The sequence below is a fragment of the Streptomyces sp. NPDC104106 genome, assembly GCF_055584345.1.
Window position 1 is genome coordinate 147219 of record NZ_JBVJMF010000008.1, and the last position, 17646, is coordinate 164864.

At 71.7% G+C, this 17646-nt stretch carries 17 protein-coding genes; 5 read left to right on the forward strand and 12 right to left on the reverse strand.

Annotated elements, in window-relative coordinates; translation table 11 throughout:
• Position 1: 1 nt before the first annotated feature.
• The 3 genes from ACZ60X_RS20655 to ACZ60X_RS20665 all read left to right on the forward strand — a co-directional run bounded on the left by ACZ60X_RS20655 (position 2) and on the right by ACZ60X_RS20665 (position 3169).
• A complete protein-coding gene (locus ACZ60X_RS20655) occupies positions 2 to 1252 on the forward strand; it encodes an MFS transporter (protein WP_469600319.1) in 1251 nt (416 codons plus the stop codon).
• Between the two features lie 308 nt (positions 1253 to 1560).
• Positions 1561 to 2310, forward strand: a complete 750-nt coding sequence (locus tag ACZ60X_RS20660; RefSeq protein ID WP_469600321.1) for a GNAT family N-acetyltransferase — start codon at positions 1561 to 1563, stop codon at positions 2308 to 2310.
• 163 nt (positions 2311 to 2473) lie between these two features.
• Positions 2474 to 3169: an LAETG motif-containing sortase-dependent surface protein gene (locus ACZ60X_RS20665; protein ID WP_469600324.1), complete on the forward strand. Its 696-nt coding sequence runs from the start codon at positions 2474 to 2476 to the stop codon at positions 3167 to 3169.
• Positions 3170 to 3255: 86 nt separating this feature from the next.
• Here ACZ60X_RS20665 and ACZ60X_RS20670 read toward each other — a convergent pair whose 3' ends face one another.
• The 5 genes from ACZ60X_RS20670 to rlmN all read right to left on the reverse strand — a co-directional run bounded on the left by ACZ60X_RS20670 (position 3256) and on the right by rlmN (position 9172).
• Positions 3256 to 4056, reverse strand: coding sequence for a maleylpyruvate isomerase N-terminal domain-containing protein (locus ACZ60X_RS20670; RefSeq protein ID WP_469600326.1), 801 nt, complete (start codon positions 4054 to 4056; stop codon positions 3256 to 3258).
• A gap of 24 nt (positions 4057 to 4080) precedes the next feature.
• The gene (locus tag ACZ60X_RS20675; protein ID WP_469600329.1) at positions 4081 to 5124 is read right to left on the reverse strand and encodes an ABC transporter ATP-binding protein; all 1044 of its coding nucleotides are present in this window, start codon (positions 5122 to 5124) and stop codon (positions 4081 to 4083) included.
• Positions 5125 to 6726 carry an ABC transporter permease gene (locus ACZ60X_RS20680; RefSeq protein ID WP_469600743.1) on the reverse strand — a complete coding sequence of 534 codons (1602 nt, stop codon included), beginning with the start codon at positions 6724 to 6726 and terminating at the stop codon, positions 5125 to 5127. It lies immediately after the preceding gene.
• A 47-nt stretch (positions 6727 to 6773) separates the two neighbouring features.
• Positions 6774 to 7853, reverse strand: a complete 1080-nt coding sequence (locus ACZ60X_RS20685; protein ID WP_469600331.1) for a thiamine ABC transporter substrate-binding protein — start codon at positions 7851 to 7853, stop codon at positions 6774 to 6776.
• Positions 7854 to 8065: 212 nt separating this feature from the next.
• Complete coding sequence (gene rlmN, locus ACZ60X_RS20690; RefSeq protein WP_469600335.1) at positions 8066 to 9172, reverse strand: dual-specificity RNA methyltransferase RlmN; 1107 nt, start codon at positions 9170 to 9172, stop codon at positions 8066 to 8068.
• 157 nt (positions 9173 to 9329) lie between these two features.
• Between rlmN and ACZ60X_RS20695 the strand changes: the two genes are divergently transcribed.
• A complete protein-coding gene (locus ACZ60X_RS20695; protein WP_469600338.1) occupies positions 9330 to 9995 on the forward strand; it encodes a YceI family protein in 666 nt (221 codons plus the stop codon).
• 279 nt (positions 9996 to 10274) lie between these two features.
• On the opposite strand, the gene ACZ60X_RS20700 is transcribed toward ACZ60X_RS20695, so the two are convergent.
• The 5 genes from ACZ60X_RS20700 to rpsB form a co-directional block, all read right to left on the reverse strand.
• Positions 10275 to 11291, reverse strand: coding sequence for a phosphatidate cytidylyltransferase (locus tag ACZ60X_RS20700; RefSeq protein WP_469600341.1), 1017 nt, complete (start codon positions 11289 to 11291; stop codon positions 10275 to 10277).
• Positions 11292 to 11428: 137 nt separating this feature from the next.
• Positions 11429 to 11986, reverse strand: a complete 558-nt coding sequence (gene frr, locus ACZ60X_RS20705) for a ribosome recycling factor (RefSeq protein WP_469600344.1) — start codon at positions 11984 to 11986, stop codon at positions 11429 to 11431.
• A gap of 174 nt (positions 11987 to 12160) precedes the next feature.
• Positions 12161 to 12919 carry a UMP kinase gene (gene pyrH / locus ACZ60X_RS20710; RefSeq protein WP_469600347.1) on the reverse strand — a complete coding sequence of 253 codons (759 nt, stop codon included), beginning with the start codon at positions 12917 to 12919 and terminating at the stop codon, positions 12161 to 12163.
• A 228-nt stretch (positions 12920 to 13147) separates the two neighbouring features.
• Entirely contained in the window at positions 13148 to 13984 is an 837-nt protein-coding gene (gene tsf / locus ACZ60X_RS20715) for a translation elongation factor Ts (RefSeq protein ID WP_469600349.1), read from the reverse strand.
• Between the two features lie 184 nt (positions 13985 to 14168).
• Positions 14169 to 15089, reverse strand: a complete 921-nt coding sequence (gene rpsB, locus ACZ60X_RS20720) for a 30S ribosomal protein S2 (RefSeq protein ID WP_469600351.1) — start codon at positions 15087 to 15089, stop codon at positions 14169 to 14171.
• A gap of 302 nt (positions 15090 to 15391) precedes the next feature.
• Here rpsB and ACZ60X_RS20725 point away from each other — a divergent pair, with 302 nt between their 5' ends.
• Positions 15392 to 15943 (forward strand): peptidoglycan DD-metalloendopeptidase family protein, encoded by a 552-nt coding sequence (locus tag ACZ60X_RS20725; protein WP_469600353.1) that lies wholly within the window; start codon positions 15392 to 15394, stop codon positions 15941 to 15943.
• A 71-nt stretch (positions 15944 to 16014) separates the two neighbouring features.
• Here the strand turns inward: ACZ60X_RS20725 and ACZ60X_RS20730 are convergent, their stop codons facing one another.
• Both ACZ60X_RS20730 and whiG read right to left on the reverse strand, forming a co-directional pair.
• Positions 16015 to 16572, reverse strand: coding sequence for a TetR/AcrR family transcriptional regulator (locus tag ACZ60X_RS20730; RefSeq protein WP_469600745.1), 558 nt, complete (start codon positions 16570 to 16572; stop codon positions 16015 to 16017).
• Positions 16573 to 16663: 91 nt separating this feature from the next.
• Complete coding sequence (whiG, locus tag ACZ60X_RS20735) at positions 16664 to 17506, reverse strand: RNA polymerase sigma factor WhiG (RefSeq protein WP_469600357.1); 843 nt, start codon at positions 17504 to 17506, stop codon at positions 16664 to 16666.
• Positions 17507 to 17646 lie beyond the last annotated feature (140 nt).

A 17646-nucleotide genomic window follows, 5' to 3' on the forward strand; every position in this document is an offset into this window, starting at 1 on the left:
CGTGCCCCTGCTGCCCGCGAACCGCGACCAGCGGTGGCTGGCCGTCGGCAACCTCGTCAACATGACGGGCACCGGGGCGACCCTGTCCGCGCTCGTCGTCTTCCTCGCCCAGGTCCGGCATCTGCCGCTGAGCCAGGCGGCCGCGCTGCTCACCGCGAGCGGTCTGGTCGGGGTGGTCGGGGCCGTGCCCCTGGGGCAGATCAGCGACCGGTACGGCGCCCGCGGCGTCGCCGTCGTGACGGAGCTGGTCTGCGCCGCCGCGGTGGCCGCGCTGACGGTCGCGCCGGGCGCCTGGGGGTGCGCCCTGTGCCTGGCCGTGCGCCAGCTCGCGACGAGCGGCAACACGGCGGCCCGCGCCACCCTCATGGGACGTATCGTCCCGCCGGACCAGCGCTCGGCCCTGCGCGCCTACCAGCGCTCCGTCACCAACGCCGGGTTCTCGCTGGGCGCCCTGATCTCGGCCGCCGCCATGACGGTGGACAGCCCGCTCGCGCTGTACGGGCTGGTCCTGCTGGACGCCGCGACGTTCTGCTTCAGCGCGTTCGCCACCGCCCGGCTGCCCGGGGCCGGCCACGGCGTACGGCGGCCGGGGCTGGCCGGGGACGCGCTGCGCGACCGCGGCTACGTGACCGTGAGCCTGCTCAACGCGGCCCACACGCTGAACCGTTCGCTGGTCTCCCTGGGCATCCCCCTGTGGGTCGTCTACGCCTCCGGGCTGCCCCGCTGGACGGTGTCCGGGGCCATGATCCTCAACACCTGCGCCGTGATCGTGCTCCAGGTGCCGCTGAGCGGCCAGGCCAGGGACACCGCGCGCTCGCGGCGGTCGCTGCTGTGGGCGGGACTGCTCACCGCGGCGGGCTGCGCCGCGCTGGCCGTCGCCGGCGGGGAGCGGGACCGGCCGCTGGTGATCTGGCCGCTGTTCGTCCTGGCCTGCCTCGTCCTCGCGCTCGGTGAGATCCTGGGCTCCGCGGCGGGCTGGACCCTCTCCTACGAGCTGGCGCCCGAGGAGATCCTCGGCCAGTACCAGGGCGTGTGGCAGCTCGTCGCCGACGGTTCGAGCAAGGCGGCGGGACCGGCCCTGATCGGCTGGACCTTCGCCGCGGGCCCGGCCGCCCTCACGGCACTCGCCGCCGCCTTCGCCCTCACCGGAGCCATCAGCCCGACGGTGATCGGCTGGGCCGAACGCAGAACCCGGGCGACGGCAGCGGCGTCCACGACGCGGACACCCCTCGACACGGCCGCGGATCGGTGACTGCGGGGGCGTCGCGGACGGTTCGGGCAGGGCGGCGTCCCCGGCCCGGCGCGGACATCACGGGCACCGGTGCCGTACCTGATCCGGTCACCGCCGCTGGTGCCCCGGCAGGCGACGTTCGCCCGTCAGGGAGCGGCGTCCGGTGCGTGCTGTCGGCGTGCCGGCCGGAAGTCCTCGTACTGGGCGTACGTGGGCTTTCGGCCGGTGCGGCGAGTGGGGGCACCTCCCGCGCAGCGGGGGAGCGTGCCGGGCGTCGCGACGGGGCGAACGTCGCCTGCCCGGGCACCAGCGCCGACTACCCTGCGTCCATGGCCGCCCTGCGTGAACTCCGTTCCGTTGCCGACGTCCACAGCGCGGTGGGCGGGGACGCGTTGCTGTGGTGGGCCGCCGGGGATCTCACGCGGGGCGCGCGGGCCTTCGCTCTCGGGGATGCCGCGGCCGTGGCCGCACCGGCGCTGTCGGGGCGCGACCGACTGGCCGTGAGCGGGCCACCGGAAGCCGCCGCGGCCCTGGTCCGCGCGGTGCTGCCGCAGGTCGGGCCCGCCTTCCGGCCCGTCGGCGACGAGGATCTCGTACGGAACCTGGTGGCACGTGTTCCGCAGCTCGAACTCGTCGACGCCTTCGGCTGGATGGAGACGGGCACCCCCACCGGCCGGCGCGGCGGAGCCGGATGGCTCGGCGCGGCGGACACCACCGACGTCGCCGGGCTGCTGGACGAGGCGTTCGCGGACTCGTACGCCCGGCCCGGCCGGACGGGTGTGCGCCGCTGGGCGGGGGTCCGGGACGCGTCCGGAGCGCTGCTGGCCTGCGCGGCCGACGCCTGGAGCGCGCCCCGCGTCGGCTTCCTCTCCGGCGTGGCCACCGCCCGCCGGGCGCGCGGGCGCGGCATCGGCACCGACGTGTGCGGTTTCGTCCTGGACGCCCTCGTCGCCGACCACGGCACGGCCGCGCTGATGGTCGACGGCTGGAACACCGCCGCCGTACACCTCTACCGGCGGCTCGGCCTGTCCTGGCGTCCGCTCGCCGCCGCACGCGTCGCCAAACATACCGTCGGTTAATATGCGGGTAAAGCCAACGCCCCTCGGCCGCACAGCCGTTGACACTGCTTATGGAGCGCTTATAGACCTGTGAGCCTCCTGGGGATGCCGGGGCCGCGCCTCGACCGCCACCCCCGCTCCCCCTTCCACCCCCCGCAGTTATGCACTCTGTAAAGGACAAACGTTGTCCATAAAACGCCGTAACGTACGTCGTTCCGCGCGCATCCTGGGTGTCGCGTCCGCTTCGGCCGCCGCGGTGCTGGGGCTGTCCAGCTCCGCGTTCGCGTGCACCATCCAGGACTTCAAGGCCGAAGCAAAGTGCGACGGCGGCAAGGGCGTCATCGTCGTCACCGACAAGGACGCCTTCGGCACCCCGGCCCACATCACCCTGTTCCGCCAGGACGCCAGCGGTGTCCAGACGAAGGTGGGCGAGCAGAACGTCAAGGGCTCGGCCACGGGCACCGCGGTGACCATCCCGGAGGACTGGAAGCCCGGCGCCACCTACGTCGTCCACGTCAAGGCGGCCAACATCCTCGACGCGGACATCAGCCCCGACCTCAGCACTCCCTCAACCGCCTGCACGGCCGGCAGCGCCACCCCGACACCGTCGGCCTCCCCGACCCCGAAGCCGTCGCCGTCCGCGTCCACCCCGGCCCAGTCGCCGGCCCCGACCCCGTCGGACTCCGCCACCGGATCCGCCCCGGCGGGCACCGCCCCGAGCAACGCCCCGTCCCCGGCGGCCGGCAGCTCCAACCTCGCCGAGACCGGTGCGAACTCCAACACGCCGCTGATCGCCGGTGTCGCGGGCGCGCTCGTCGTCGTCGGCGGCGGCGCGGTCTGGTTCGGCATGCGCCGCCGCGGGGCGCGCGGCAACGGCTGACGCCGCGCCCTTCGCTGCGGTCCACGCGGCCCGTCCCCCTGATCCTCGCCGGGGGCGGGCCGCGGTCGTACGCCGGGGACGTCCGCTCAGCCGAACGTCGCGCGCGCCAGCCAGGACTCCAGCTGCTCCCGGTCGCCGAGGACCTCCAACTCGGGCCTGTCCAGGGGCAGTCTGCGGTAGAAGGCGAGCAGCACGGAGGTGAGCGGACCGCGCAGGGCGACCGTGGCCTTCTCGTGCCCGCGCCGCCAGCGCACACCCTCCGCGCCGAACTCCAGCAGCCATTCGGCGTGCAGCTCCGGGTCCGCGTCGGTGGCGTGGAGGTGGATGGAGCGGGTGGGGCCGGTCAGGCGCAAGGCTTCCTCATCGCCCCGGATCTGCTGGAGGAAGACGGCGAAGTCCAGCCACTCGTCCATCGTGTCGACGGCGATCTCCGGCGCCAGCTCGTAGTCGAGCCCGGCGGCGAGGGCCGCGTCGGCGCGGTGGACGGTGATCTCGTGGGTCATCCGGCGGGCCCAGAAGCCGGAGACGGTCTGCCCCGGCATGAAGGTCCACACCTGGGTGTCCGGGCCCGCCTCGCGCAGCGCCGCGACGACCAGCTCACCGGCCTCCGCCAGCCACTTGTCGAGCGCCGCCACGTCGCCCCGCTCCTCGGGCCCGGCGCCGAGCGGCACCTGCTCGTGGGGGACGGCGTCCTGCGCCCGGGTGCGCACCGTCGCCTCCACCCACCGCAGGGCTCCGCCCATATGGCGTACGAGGTCTTCCAGGGACCAGTCGGGACAGGTGGGCACCGTCGCGGCGAGGTCGGCACCGGAGGCCAGCACCGCCCTCAACTGCTCGACCTGGTGGGCGATCTCGTCGCAGTAGCGGTCATGTGTGAGCACAGTCATGCCGCTCACCCTAGGTCCCGGCGATCAGCCGAGGACGACGATTTCGGCCACGTCGAACTCCACGCCCACCGCGTCCCCGACCCCGGGCGCGTCCCGCAGCGCGCAGGCGGCCTCCAGGCGCGGCTGTCCGTCGCCCGGCTGGAGGTGGACGGCCACATGGGTGCCCTTGAAGGTGCGGGCGCTCACCGTGCAGGGCAGGCCCTCGCCGGCGGCCACGAGCCGCACTCCGGCGGGCCGCACCAGCACGGTGCGCGCGCCCTGGGGCGAGCCGTCGGGCACCGGCAGCTTGCCCCAGGGGCTGTCGGCGCTCGTCCCGGCGACGGTCACCTCGACCACGTTGTCGAAGCCGAGGAAGCGGGCCACGAACGCGTCCGCGGGCCGCTGCCACACCTGAAGGGGCGTACCGGTCTGGGCGATCCGACCGTCGCGCATCACCACCACCCGGTCGGCCAGCGCGAACGCCTCGCCCTGGTCGTGGGTCACGGCGAGCACCGTCGTGCCCAGCCGGCCGAACAGTTCCCGCAGTTCGACCACCAGGCGTTCGCGGAGCGAGCGGTCGAGCTGGCCGAGCGGTTCGTCCAGCATCAGCAGCCGGGGCCGGGGCGCGAGCGCGCGGGCGAGGGCCACGCGCTGCTGCTCGCCGCCGGACAGGGAGGCCACGGCCCGCCGGTCGGCACCCGGCAGCCCGACCAGCTCCAGCAACTGCCCGACCTCGGCGTCCCGTTCGCCCTTGGCCGTGCCGCGCATGCGCAGTCCGAAGGCCACGTTGGCGCCGACGTCCCGCTGCGGGAAGAGCTGGTGGTCCTGGAACATCAGGCCGACGCCCCGCTGGTGCGCGGGCACGCCCGCCTGGTCACGGCCGTCGAGCAGGATCCGGCCGCCGGACAGGGGCTGGAGCCCGGCGACCGCCCGCAGCAGCGTGGACTTCCCGCTGCCGCTGGGCCCGAGCACGCACACCACCTCGTGCTCGGCGACGTCGAGGCCGACCGCGTCGAGCACGGCCCGCCCGCCGAAGCGCACGGTCGCGGCGTCGAGGCCCAGCAGCTTCCGGCTCGTGTCGGTCGGCATCTAGAACTCCCCCGTCCGGTCGGTGCGCAGCCGCTCCAGGAGCAGCAGCGCGGCGGCGCACACCACCATCAGAATGGTCGAAAGGGCCATCGCCTGGCCGTAGTTGAGGTCACCTGGGCGGCTGAGCAGCCGGGCCACGGCGACCGGGAGCGTGGGGTTGTCGGGCCGGGCGATGAACACGGTCGCGCCGAACTCGCCGAGCGAGACGGCGAACGCGAACCCGGCCGCGACGAGCAGCGCCCGGCGCACCATCGGCAGGTCCACCTCCCGCCACACGCGCCACGGCGAGGCCCCGAGCACGGCGGCGGCCTCCCGCAGCCGCCCGTCCACCGCGCGCAGCACGGGCAGCATGGTCCGTACGACGAAGGGGGCGCCGACCAGCGCCTGGGCGAGCGGGACGAGGATCCAGGACTGCCTGAGGTCCAGCGGCGGCTTGTCGAGGGCGATCAGGAAGCCGAAGCCGACGGTCACGGCGGACACGCCGAGCGGCAGCATCAGCAGCGCGTCGAAGCCGCGGACCAGCCGTCCGGCGTCCCGGCGGGCGAGCGCCGCGGCGGCGAGGCCGCCGATCACGACGGCGATGGCGGTGGCGACGACGGCGTACTGCAGCGACGTCCACACCGCGTGGACCGGTGCCACCAGGAACGTACCGCCGTCGGAGCTGGTCAGCGCCCGGTAGTAGCCGAAGCCGGGTGCGTCGAGAGAACGCTGGACGAGGACGGCGAGCGGCAGCACGAGCAGCAGCGCGACGGTGCCGAGGACGCCGGCGAGCAGCGCCCACTGCCCGGCGCCGCGCGGCCGGCGGGCGGCCGCCCGGGCGTCGACCAGCCGCAGCGCCGTCTCCCGGCGCCGTACCGTCCAGGCGTGCACGGCGAGGATCGCGCCGACGGCGGCGAACTGCAGGAGGGTGAGGACGGCGGCCGTGGAGAGGTCGAAGACCTCGGAGGTCTGCCGGTAGATCTCCACTTCGAGGGTGGAGAAGGCCGGGCCGCCGAGGATCTGCACGACTCCGAAGGAGGTGAAGGTGAACAGGAACACCATCAGCGCGGCCGCCGCCACGGCGGGCGCGAGGGCGGGCAGGGTGACCCTGCGCCAGGCGCCGAGCGGTGAGGCGCCCAGCATGCGGGCCGCCTCCTCCTGCCGGGGGTCGAGCTGCGTCCACAGGCCGCCGACGGTCCGTACGACGACCGCGTAGTTGAAGAAGACGTGCGCCAGCAGGATCGCCCACACCGTGGTGTCCAGCCGTACGCCCCACAGCCGGTCCAGCAGCCCGCCGTGGCCGACGAGCGCCAGGAAGGCGCTGCCGGCGACGACGGTCGGCAGCACGAACGGCACGGTGACCACGGCCCGCAGCACCTGCTTGCCCGGGAAGTCCAGGCGGGCGAAGACGTAGGCGGCGGGCAGCGCGAGGAGCAGGGTGAGCGCGGTGGAGGCGAGCGCCTGCCAGGTGGTGAACCACAGCACGTGCCGGATGTCCGGCTGCGTCACCACGTCCGCGATCCGCCCGAACCGCCAGGCGCCGCCCACCCGCAGACCGCGCGCGACGATCGCGGCGACGGGCCAGGCGAAGAACACGGCGAAGAACGCGACGGGCAGGGCCATCAGCCCCAGCCGCGCCGCGCTCCCGCGCATGTCCCGTGTGCGGGCGCCTACTTCAGTACGAGCGAGGTCCACGCCTTGACCCACTGATCACGGTTGGCGGCGATCGTGCCGGGGGCCATGGTCTCGGGGTGCTGGGCGGCCGGACCGTACTCGGTGAACTCGGCGGGCACCGCGGCGCCCTTCACCACCGGGTAGACGTACATGTTCAGCGGCATGTCCTCCTGGAACTGCTTGGAGACCAGGAAGTCGACGAACGCCTGGGCGCCCTTGGTGTTCCTGGCGTTGCTCAGCACTCCGGCGAACTCGCTCTGCCGGAAACAGGTACCGCTCGCCACCCCGGTCGGGGCGGTGCTGGGCCGCTTCTTGGCGTAGATCACCTCGGCGGGCGGCGAGGAGGCGTACGAGACGACGAGCGGCCGGTCGCCACCCGCCTTCTTGCCTTCCGAGGAACCGGAGAACTCCTGGTAGTACGCCTGCTCCCAGCCGTCGACGACCTTCACGCCGTTGGCCTTGAGCTTCTGCCAGTAGTCCTGCCAGCCCTTGTCGCCGAACTGCGCCGCGCTGCCGAGCAGGAAGCCCAGGCCGGGCGAGGAGGTGGCGGCGTTCTCGGTGACGAGGAGGTTCTTGTACTGCGGCCGGGCCAGGTCGGCGAAGGTCTGGGGCGGGGTCAGCCTGTGCTTGCTGAAGTAGGCCTTGTCGTAGTTGACGCAGATGTCGCCGTAGTCGACGGGCGTGACCCGGTGCTTGTCCTTGTCGAGCTGGTAGGCGGCGCCGACCTGGTCGAGGCCCCGGGCGGTGTACGGCTGGAAGAGGCCATTGTCGAGGGCGCGGGAGAGCAGGGTGTTGTCGACACCGAAGAAGACGTCGCCCTGCGGGTTGTCCTTGGTGAGGATCGCCTTGTTGACGGCCTGCCCGGCGTCGCCGTCCTTGAGGACCCTGACCTTGTACCCGGTCCTCTTCTCGAAGTCGGCGAGCACGTTCTTCGAGACGGCCCATGAGTCGTGGCTGACCAGGGTGACGGTCTTGGAGCCGGCGGACGACGTCGTATTGCCGTCACCGGAACCGCACGCGGACAGGCCGAAGAGGCCGAGGCCGACCGCGACGGCCACGAGGGTCTTGTGGTGCACTGGATGTCCTCCTGGGGTTGGCCAGGAAGAACGCGGCCCCGCCCGGCCTGCGCCAACGGCGGCCGGGCAGGGCGCAACAGCTTGAGTGATGACCGAACTCCCTACCCAGAATGACCTGGGCGAGGTTCAGAGGGTCTGCGGCCCTGTCCGCCGCACTCTCAGCGCTGTGGCGCTCCCCTGTCGGAATATGAAGATATGTGGACCGGGCCAGATTACCGCTCGGTGGCGGCCAGCTGACCACAGGCTCCGTCGATCTCCTGGCCACGGGTGTCCCGGACGGTGACGGGCACACCGTGGGCGGCGATGGCCTCCACGAAGGCCTTCTCGTCCTCGGGCCGTGAGGCGGTCCACTTGCTGCCCGGAGTCGGGTTCAGCGGAATGAGGTTGACGTGCACGGGCCTGCCCTTGAGCAGCCGGCCGAGCCGGTCACCGCGCCAGGCCTGGTCGTTGATGTCGCGGATGAGCGCGTACTCGATCGACAGCCGGCGCCCGCTCTTCTCGGCGTACTCGAACCCGGCGTCCAGCACCTCGCGTACCTTCCACCGCGTGTTCACGGGGACGAGGGTGTCGCGCAGCTCGTCGTCGGGGGCGTGCAGGGAGATCGCGAGCCGGCACTTGAAGCCCTCGTCGGCGAACCGGTGGATGGCCGGCACGAGTCCGACGGTGGAGACGGTGATGCCGCGCTGGGAGAGCCCGAGCCCGTCCGGGGCCGGATCGGTGAGGGCGCGGATCGCGCCCACGACCCGCTTGTAGTTGGCGAGGGGCTCGCCCATGCCCATGAAGACGATGTTGGAGAGCCTGGCCGGACCGCCCGGCACCTCCCCGTCCCGCAGCGCCCGCATGCCGTCCACGATCTGGTGGACGATCTCCGCGGTGGACAGGTTCCGGTCGAGACCGGCCTGCCCGGTGGCGCAGAACGGACAGTTCATGCCGCATCCGGCCTGCGAGCTGATGCACATGGTGACCCGGTCCGGGTACCGCATCAGCACGGACTCGACGAGGGTGCCGTCGAACAGCCGCCACAGCGTCTTGCGCGTCGTCCCCTGGTCGGTGGACAGATGCCGTACGACGGTCATCAGCTCCGGGAACAGCGCCTCGCGCAGCTTCTGCCTCGACCCGGCGGGGATGTCGGTCCACTGCTCCGGGTCGTGCGCGTACCGCGCGAAGTAGTGCTGCGAGAGCTGCTTGGCACGGAACGGCTTCTCACCGATCCCGGCCACCGCGTCCTTGCGCTCGGCGGGCGTGAGGTCGGCGAGATGCCGCGGCGGCTTCTTGGCTCCGCGCGGCGCGACGAAAGTGAGTTCTCCGGGCTTAGGCATGGCCTTACCAGTGTCGCAGATCGAATGGGGTGGCCCGCCGGGGCGGGAGCAATGGGTGAAGAGAACGGCGGGTGGCCTGTGAAAGTCTGCCGACGAACGGTCGGGTTTCCTGGTCAGCCCTTGTCCCGTCCTTTGCCGTGCCGTAACAACTGGCGCCATGAACCTTTTCGGCCGCAACTCCTTTCACCGGCGAGCGCAGCCGTCCGCCGCGTCCGTGGCGACCGCCGCGCCGGTGGGCGGTGCCACCGCCACCGCCGTACTGCCCGATCCCGCGCTGGCGGCCCTCACCGGCGAGTGGCTGATCGATCCCGCGCACAGCAGGATCGGGTTCTCGGTGCGGCACGCGATGGTGACGACGGTGCGCGGTGCGTTCCCGCAGTACGAGAGCCGGCTGTACTTCGACGGCCGCGACCCGTCCCGCTCCCGGGCCGACATCGTGCTGTACACCTCCAGCGTCGACACCGGTGTCGAGCAGCGTGACGCGCACCTGGCCGGCCGCCAGTTCCTGGACGCCGCGGCCTATCCGCGCATGACGTTCACGAGCACCGCCGTGCGGCTCGTGGACAAGGACGTCTACCGCATGACCGGCGACCTCACGATCAAGGACACCACCCGCCCGGTCGACCTCGACCTCACCTACATCGGTCACGTCACCGACGCCTTCGGCGACGAGCGGGTCGGCTTCGACGGCACCACCACGATCAACCGCTCCGACTGGGGCCTGACCTACGACGCGCGCCTGGTCCAGGGCGGAACCATGGTGAGCGAGACGGTCCGCCTCCAGTTCGACATCGCCGCGATCCGCACCAACCCCGGGACCTGACCCTGCGCAAACCCCGCGTGCCCCCGCCCTGCGTCCAGGGCGGGGGCACGCGCCTACGACATCCTCGCGGCCGCCGGCTCACGCCGAACCGACGAACACCACCAACAGCAACCACACCACCGGAGCCGTCGGCAGCAGGGAGTCCAGGCGGTCCATGCAGCATCGATCAGCCGCTACCGCGGCGCGGCGCCGTGACCTCCACCCCCGCCACCGACAACACGACGGGCCCCGCCCCACCACGAGGACGGGACCCGGAAGCCGGCCCCCACAAAGCGAACCTCACGCCGAACCGACGAACACCACCAACAGCAACCACACCACCGGAGCCGTCGGCAGCAGGGAGTCCAGGCGGTCCATGATGCCGCCGTGGCCCGGGAGGAGGGTGCCCATGTCCTTGATGCCCAGGTCGCGTTTGATCATGGATTCGCCGAGGTCGCCCAGGGTGGCGCTGGCCGCTACCGCGAGGCCGAGCAGCAGGCCCTGCCACCAGGTGCCGTGGTCGATCAGGAACTGCATGCACAGCGCTCCCGCGACCATCGCGAAGGCCACCGCGCCCAGCAGGCCCTCGCGGGTCTTGCCGGGGCTGATGCGCGGGGCCAGCTTCTTCCTGCCGAAGCGCCAGCCGACGGCGTAGGCGCCGGTGTCGCTGACGACCGTGAGCAGGAGGAAGGTCAGCACGCGCCAGGGGCCGTCGTTCGCCGTCAGCATCATCGCGACGAACGTGGCGAGGAACGGCACGTAGAACGCGGCGAAGACGCCCGCCGTGACGTCCTTGAGGTAGCCCTCCGGCGGCTCCGTCATGCGCCAGACCAGCACCGCGAGCGCGGTCAGCGCCATCGCGACCCACGCGCCCTCGGCGCCGCGCGCGTACCCGGCGACGACCATCGCCGCGCCCCCCACGGCGAGCGGCACGAGCGGTGCGTTGATGCCCCTGCGCTCCCGCAGCCTGCTCGTCAGCTCCCACAGGCCCACGACCACGGCGACCGCGATCACGCCGACGAACACGGCCTTCTTGATGAAGAGGGACGCGACGATCACCGCGCCGAGCCCCACTCCGACCCCTATGGCCGCGCTCAGGTCACGGCCCGCGCTCTTCTTCTGCGGCGCTGGCGCCGGCTGGGGGGCGTCGGGCATGGGCTCCGGATTCTGGTTCACGGCCGGGAGGGCCCCGGCCGGTGCGGGGGCGGTCCGTACCTCGTCGTGGAAGTCGTGGGACGAGGGGCCGCTCGGGCGCGCGGCCCCCCGGTGGTCGTCCTGGTCTCCGCCGTACGCGGGCACGCCGGGCACGACGGGCATGGGGCGAGTGTGCTGCGCCTCGGGCGCATCGTACGCGGGACCCGCCGGGGCGGCCCCCTTGAGCGGCCCACCGCCGGTGGGCCCCCAGTAGCCGGCCTGACCCGCCGACGGCGGCGCCCCCCAGGAAGAGTCGCTCATCAGACTTCGAGCAGCTCCGCTTCCTTGTGCTTCAGCAGCTCGTCCACCTGGGCGACGTACTTCGCCGTGGTGTCGTCCAGCTCCTTCTCCGCACGACGGCCCTCGTCCTCGCCGACCTCGCCGTCCTTGACGAGCTTGTCGATGGCGTCCTTGGCCTTGCGGCGCACGGAGCGGATGGACACCTTGGCGTCCTCGCCCTTCTGCTTGGCGACCTTGATGTACTCGCGGCGGCGCTCCTCGGTCAGCTCGGGGAACACCACCCGGATGATGTTGCCGTCGTTGCTGGGGTTGACGCCCAGGTCGGAGTCGCGGATGGCCTGCTCGATGTTGCGCAGCGCGCTCTTGTCGAACGGCGTCACGACCGCCATCCGCGGCTCCGGCACGGAGAACGAGGCCAGCTGGTTGATCGGCGTCAGGGCACCGTAGTAGTCGGCCACGATCTTGTTGAACATCGCCGGGTGCGCACGGCCGGTGCGGATCGCGGCGAAGTCCTCCTTGGCGACCACGACGGCCTTCTCCATCTTCTCCTCGGCCTCGAGGAGGGTCTCTTCGATCACCACTTGCTCCTGCGTGTCTTGAGTAAGGCCCGGCTGCGGTTCCTCGTCGGGGCGGCGGCCGGCTGCGTCGCGTCTTCTTCCTGCACGGTTCCCGACCGGCAGGACATTGTCCATCCCCCGGCCAGGGGCCGGCCCCTCACAGGGCCGTGCACCACCGGCCGGGTCGGTGCGGGATCAGTCCCGGCTGGCCTGGTCGCCGACCAGCGTGCCGATCTTCTCACCCTTGACGGCCCGAGCGATATTGCCCTCCGCGAGCAGCTCGAAGACCAGGATCGGAAGCTTGTTGTCACGGCACAGCGTGATGGCGGTGGCGTCGGCGACCTTCAGGTCGCGGGTGATGACCTCGCCGTAGCCGAGGGCGTCGAACTTGACCGCGTCCGGGTTGGCCTTCGGGTCGGAGTCGTAGACCCCGTCCACGCCGTTCTTGCCCATGAGCAGCGCCTCGGCGTCGATCTCCAGAGCGCGCTGGGCGGCGGTGGTGTCCGTGGAGAAGTACGGCATGCCCATACCGGCGCCGAAGATGACCACGCGGCCCTTCTCCAGGTGGCGCACGGCACGCAGCGGGATGTACGGCTCGGCGACCTGGCCCATGGTGATGGCGGTCTGCACCCGGCTGTCGATGCCTTCCTTCTCCAGGAAGTCCTGCAGGGCGAGGCAGTTCATCACGGTGCCGAGCATGCCCATGTAGTCGGAGCGGGCCCGGTCCATGCCGCGCTGCTGGAGCTCCGCGCCGCGGAAGAAGTTGCCGCCGCCGATGACGACCGCGATCTGCGCGCCGTCCCGGACGACGGCCGCGATCTCCCGGGCGATCTTGTGCACCACGTCCGGGTCCACGCCCAGGCCCCCGCCGCCGGAGAAGGCCTCTCCGGACAGCTTCAGCAGAAACCGGCCGCGTACTTTGCCGTCGTCGCTCTTCTGGGCCTTGGTGGTCATGGGAGATCCCGCCTCTTTCACGTGTTGCACATACGAAGAAGGCCATTGCCGGTGGGGTCGCTTTTCGCTCCCATGCGCGGCAATGGCCTCCTCGTCAGATCTGCTGCCGTCCGCCTCACGCCGGGGTGGGGCGGTGTACGCGGACGACTGCTTACGACCCTATCGGGATTCCTCCGGGGATTGTTCCCCGGAGTCCTCCGGAGGTCGTGCGTCGATCGCGGTACGGACTCAGATGCCGACCTTGATGCGCGAGAAGCGCTTCAGGGTGACACCGGCCTCGTCCAGGACCTTCTGGACCGACTTCTTGTTGTCCAGCGCGTACGGCTGGCCGAGCAGCGTGGCGTCCTTGAAGAAGCCGTTGAGACGCCCCTCGACGATCTTGGCGATCGCGGCCTCGGGCTTGCCCTCGGCGCGGGTGGTCTCCTCGGCGATGCGACGCTCGGACTCGACGACGTCCGCCGGCACGTCCTCCTTGGCGAGGTACTTCGGCGCGAAGGCGGCGATGTGCTGGGCGATGCCCTTGGCAACCTCGGCGTTCGGCTTGTCGAACTCGACGAGGACACCGATCTGCGGGGGCAGGTCGGGCATGGTGCGGTGCATGTAGGCGAGCACGAAGCCGTCGGAGAACTGCGCGAAGCGGTCCAGGACGATCTTCTCGCCGAGGTTGGCGTTGGCCTCGTCCACGAACGCCTGGACGGTCTTGCCGGGCTCGATCTCGGAGCCGAGCAGGGCCTCGAGGTCGGCCGGGTTCGTCTTGGCGACGTGCTCGGCGATGGCCTTGGCGACGGCCTGGAACTTCTCGCCCTTGGCGACGAAGTCCGTCTCGCACTTCAGCTCGACGAGGACGCCGGAGGAGTTGTCGTCGGCGATGATGGAGACCACGGCGCCGTTCTCGGCGGAGCGGCCCTCGCGCTTGGCGACGCCCTTCTGGCCCTTGATGCGCAGCGCCTCGACGGCCTTGTCGACGTTGCCCTCGGCCTCGTCCAGCGCCTTCTTGCAGTCCATCATGCCGGCGCCCGTGAGCTCACGGAGCTTCTTGACGTCGGCGGCGGTGTAGTTCGCCATGAGTCTGTGAGTCTTTCTCGAAGTCTGGAAGATCTTCAGGTCAGCACGGTTTTGCATGCCACATGTAGTCGCGGACGCATACGTCGTGCCGACCTACGGGTGAACAGCGGGGGCGGAATTCACCGCGCCGGTGGCGCTGGTGAACGGGGTACCGCCCCCGCCGTCGATCGCTGACGGACCGGCGTCAGGCCTGCTCGCCCTCGGCGGCCGGGGCCTCCGCGGCCGGAGCCTCGGCGGCCGGAGCCTCGGCAGCCGGAGCCTCGGCAGCCGGAGCCTCGGCGGCCGGAGCCTCGGCGGCGGCCTCGGCCGGCTTCTCGGCCTCGTCGGCCTTCTTCTCACCCTCGAGCAGGTCGCGCTCCCACTCGGCGAGCGGCTCGCCCGCGGCCTTCTCGCCCTTCTCACCGGCGGCGACGCCGGAACGGGCGATGAGGCCCTCGGCGACGGCGTCGGCGATCACACGGGTGAGCAGGGTGACGGAGCGGATCGCGTCGTCGTTGCCCGGGATCTTGTAGTCGACCTCGTCGGGGTCGCAGTTGGTGTCGAGGATCGCGACGACCGGAATGTTGAGCTTCCGGGCCTCACCGACGGCGATGTGCTCCTTCTTGGTGTCCACGATCCAGACGGCGCTCGGCACCTTCTGCATTTCGCGGATACCACCGAGGGTCTTCTCCAGCTTGGCCTTCTCGCGCGAGAGCACGAGAAGCTCCTTCTTGGTCAGACCGGACGCGGCGACGTCCTCGAAGTCGATCTGCTCGAGCTCCTTGAGACGCTGCAGACGCTTGTAGACGGTCGAGAAGTTGGTGAGCATGCCGCCCAGCCAGCGCTGGTTGACGTAAGGCATGCCGACGCGGGTGGCCTGCTCGGCGATGGCCTCCTGCGCCTGCTTCTTGGTGCCGACGAACATGACCGTGCCGCCGTGGGCGACGGTCTCCTTGACGAACTCGTAGGCGCGGTCGATGTACGACAGCGACTGGAGCAGGTCGATGATGTAGATGCCGTTGCGCTCGGTGAAGATGAAGCGCTTCATCTTCGGGTTCCAGCGACGGGTCTGGTGACCGAAGTGGACGCCGCTCTCCAGCAGCTCCCGCATCGTGACGACGGCCATGGCCGTTTCTCCTTGAGTTTCTCGGTTGTGCCGCGTCCGCCGGACGGCGGCCGCGCCTGACGCCCGATGCGCCGTGCCGCGAAGGACCGAGAGGCGCTGACACCGACCGCGTGGCGGCCCGGTGTCGGGGCGTGCGAAGTCGACCCGGTGACCCGGATCGCCAGAAGAAGTGTACGGGACCGCCGGGGCACCGGGTGACGCCGTGTCCACAACCGGGGAGTTGTCCACAGGCTCCGGCCGTGGTCGGCGGGGTGCGGGACTGTTTCCGCATGCGACGAGCGATGCGACGTGTCCTGGTATGGATGGGCTTGTTCCTGACCCTGGCGGCGGCCCCGCCGGCCCCGTGGCCACGGGCGGCCCCCACTCCCCCGCCACCCCCGGCGCCGCAGGCCCCGGTGCCGCGGATCGCCCGCGTCTGGCCGGTGGGCGTACGTCCCCCGGTCCTGCGCGGCTGGCTGCCCCCGGCGACCCCGTACGGTCCCGGCCACCGGGGCGTGGATCTGTCGGCACCGGCCGGCTCCCCCGTACGGGCGGTGGCACCGGGCCGGGTGTCCTTCGCGGGCCGGGTGGCGGGCCGGGGCGTGGTGGCGGTGGAACTGTCGGGCACGGACCTGCGGACGACGTACGAACCGGTGACCCCGTCGGTACGGAAGGGGGACGAGGTGGGAGCCGGCGACGTCGTGGGCACGACCGAGCCGCCGCCGGACACCCACTGCCCGCGCGCATGCCTCCACTGGGGACTGCTGCGCGCCGACACGTACCTGAACCCCCTGCTCCTCCTGCCCCCATGGCTGACGCACCAAGGCCCGTCGAGACTGCTCCCGGTCCTGGGAGTGCCGGTCCCGACGGGATAGCCGGTGGGACGCGGCGGTCGGGAGGGGGTGGAGGGAGGGGGGTGGAGGGAGGGGAGGGGGGCCCGCCGGCCTCAGCCCTTCACGCCTCGCAGCACCATGGCCACGGCGGCGTCGGTGATGGCCGAAGGATCCTCCGCCGCCCCCAGCTCGATCCGCCGCACCGCCGCGTCGACAACGCCCTGCACCAGCATCGCCGCCAGCCGGGGCTCCTCGCGCCCCATCTCCCCGAGCGCCTCGACGATCAGTGCGACCAGCCCGCCGTGGGCCGCGCGGATCTTCTCCCGGGCTCCGGCGTCCAGCTCGCTGGCGGAGATGGCCACGACCGCCCGGTGTCGCCGGTCGCCGACCAGCGACAGCTGCCGGCGCACATACGCCTCGACCTTGCCCTCGGCCGACTCCTCCCGCTCCATCGCGGCGGCCACCTCGGCCGCCCACAGCGGGAAGTCGACCTCGCACAACTCCTCGACCACGGCGGCCCGCGAGCGGAAGTACTCGTACACCGACGATCGCGCCAGCCCCGTGCGCTCGGCGAGAGCCGGGAAGGTCAGCGCCTCCGTCCCACCCTCGGACAGCAACGAGCGAGCCGCGTCCAGCAGGGCGGCTCGCTGCATCGACCGGTGCTCGGCCACGGAGGCCGCTCGAATCCTTGGCACGCCCACCACTCTACGGACGCCCCGGCCCGAACGGGAGGGTCACTCGCCCGCGTGCGAGCCTGTGGCCTCACCGCCCGAAGCTCGCCAACTTGGCCCTCAGCTGGAGCACCGACTTGGTGTGGATCTGGCTGACGCGGCTCTCGGTGACCCCGAGCACATTGCCGATCTCGGCGAGCGTGAGCCCCTCGTAGTAGTACAGGGTGACCACGGTCTTCTCGCGCTCGGGCAGGGTGTTGATGGCCCGCGCGAGGAATCTTCGCAGCTCGCGGTCCTCGGCCACCTCCACGGGGTCGTCCGCGGCGGTGTCCTCCAGCGTGTCCATGAGACTGAGCCGGTCGCCGCCCTCCCCGCCGACATGCAGCAGCTCCTCCAGGGCGACCACGTTGGCCAGCGACAACTGGCTGAAAATGGCGTGGAGTTCGTCCATCTCCATGCCCAGCTCGGCGGCCACCTCGCACTCGCTGGGCGTGCGCCGCAGCCTGGCTTCGAGGGTGGCGTAGGCCCGCTCCACGTTGCGCGCCTTCTGCCGTACCGACCGCGGGATCCAGTCCAGCGCGCGCAGCTCGTCGATCATCGCGCCCCGGATCCGGGTGATCGCGTACGTCTCGAACTTGATCTCCCGGTCGATGTCGAACTTCTCGATCGCGTCGATCAGCCCGAAGACCCCGGAGGAGACGAAGTCGGCCTGCTCGACGTTGGGCGGCAGACCGACGCTCACCCGGCCCGCGACGTATTTCACGAGCGGCGAGTAGTGCAGGATCAGCTGCTCCCGCAGCCGGTCGTCCCCCGTCGCCTTGTACGACCGCCACAGCTCGTCGAGCGTCGAGGGAGCGGGCGGCCGCACGCTGCCACCGTCGCGGGCGGTTGGGGGGATCGCCGCCCGGTCGGACCCGGAGGTGTGCTGGGGCATTCGTCGCCTAGTGCCGTTCTGCCGTGAAGTGCTGAGAAGTGCCGTCGTCTGCCGCGGTCGGCCGTCGAGTGGGCTGGGTGGGTTTGGGGGGCGAATGGGCTGCCTGGGTGAGCTGTCGGTCTGATGTCGAGTTGGTGCGA

What these genes read in the sequence shown, in the direction of transcription:
- ACZ60X_RS20660 (WP_469600321.1), top strand. Translation starts at nt 1,561, where the DNA reads ATGGCCGCCCTGCGTGAACTCCGTTCCGTTGCCGACGTCCACAGCGCG.
- ACZ60X_RS20670 (WP_469600326.1), bottom strand. Translation starts at nt 4,056, where the DNA reads ATGACTGTGCTCACACATGACCGCTACTGCGACGAGATCGCCCACCAG.
- ACZ60X_RS20675 (WP_469600329.1), bottom strand. Translation starts at nt 5,124, where the DNA reads ATGCCGACCGACACGAGCCGGAAGCTGCTGGGCCTCGACGCCGCGACC.
- ACZ60X_RS20680 (WP_469600743.1), bottom strand. Translation starts at nt 6,726, where the DNA reads ATGGCCCTGCCCGTCGCGTTCTTCGCCGTGTTCTTCGCCTGGCCCGTC.
- rlmN (WP_469600335.1), bottom strand. Translation starts at nt 9,172, where the DNA reads ATGCCTAAGCCCGGAGAACTCACTTTCGTCGCGCCGCGCGGAGCCAAG.
- ACZ60X_RS20695 (WP_469600338.1), top strand. Translation starts at nt 9,330, where the DNA reads ATGAACCTTTTCGGCCGCAACTCCTTTCACCGGCGAGCGCAGCCGTCC.
- ACZ60X_RS20700 (WP_469600341.1), bottom strand. Translation starts at nt 11,291, where the DNA reads ATGCCCGTCGTGCCCGGCGTGCCCGCGTACGGCGGAGACCAGGACGAC.
- pyrH (WP_469600347.1), bottom strand. Translation starts at nt 12,919, where the DNA reads ATGACCACCAAGGCCCAGAAGAGCGACGACGGCAAAGTACGCGGCCGG.
- tsf (WP_469600349.1), bottom strand. Translation starts at nt 13,984, where the DNA reads ATGGCGAACTACACCGCCGCCGACGTCAAGAAGCTCCGTGAGCTCACG.
- rpsB (WP_469600351.1), bottom strand. Translation starts at nt 15,089, where the DNA reads ATGGCCGTCGTCACGATGCGGGAGCTGCTGGAGAGCGGCGTCCACTTC.
- ACZ60X_RS20725 (WP_469600353.1), top strand. Translation starts at nt 15,392, where the DNA reads ATGGGCTTGTTCCTGACCCTGGCGGCGGCCCCGCCGGCCCCGTGGCCA.
- whiG (WP_469600357.1), bottom strand. Translation starts at nt 17,506, where the DNA reads ATGCCCCAGCACACCTCCGGGTCCGACCGGGCGGCGATCCCCCCAACC.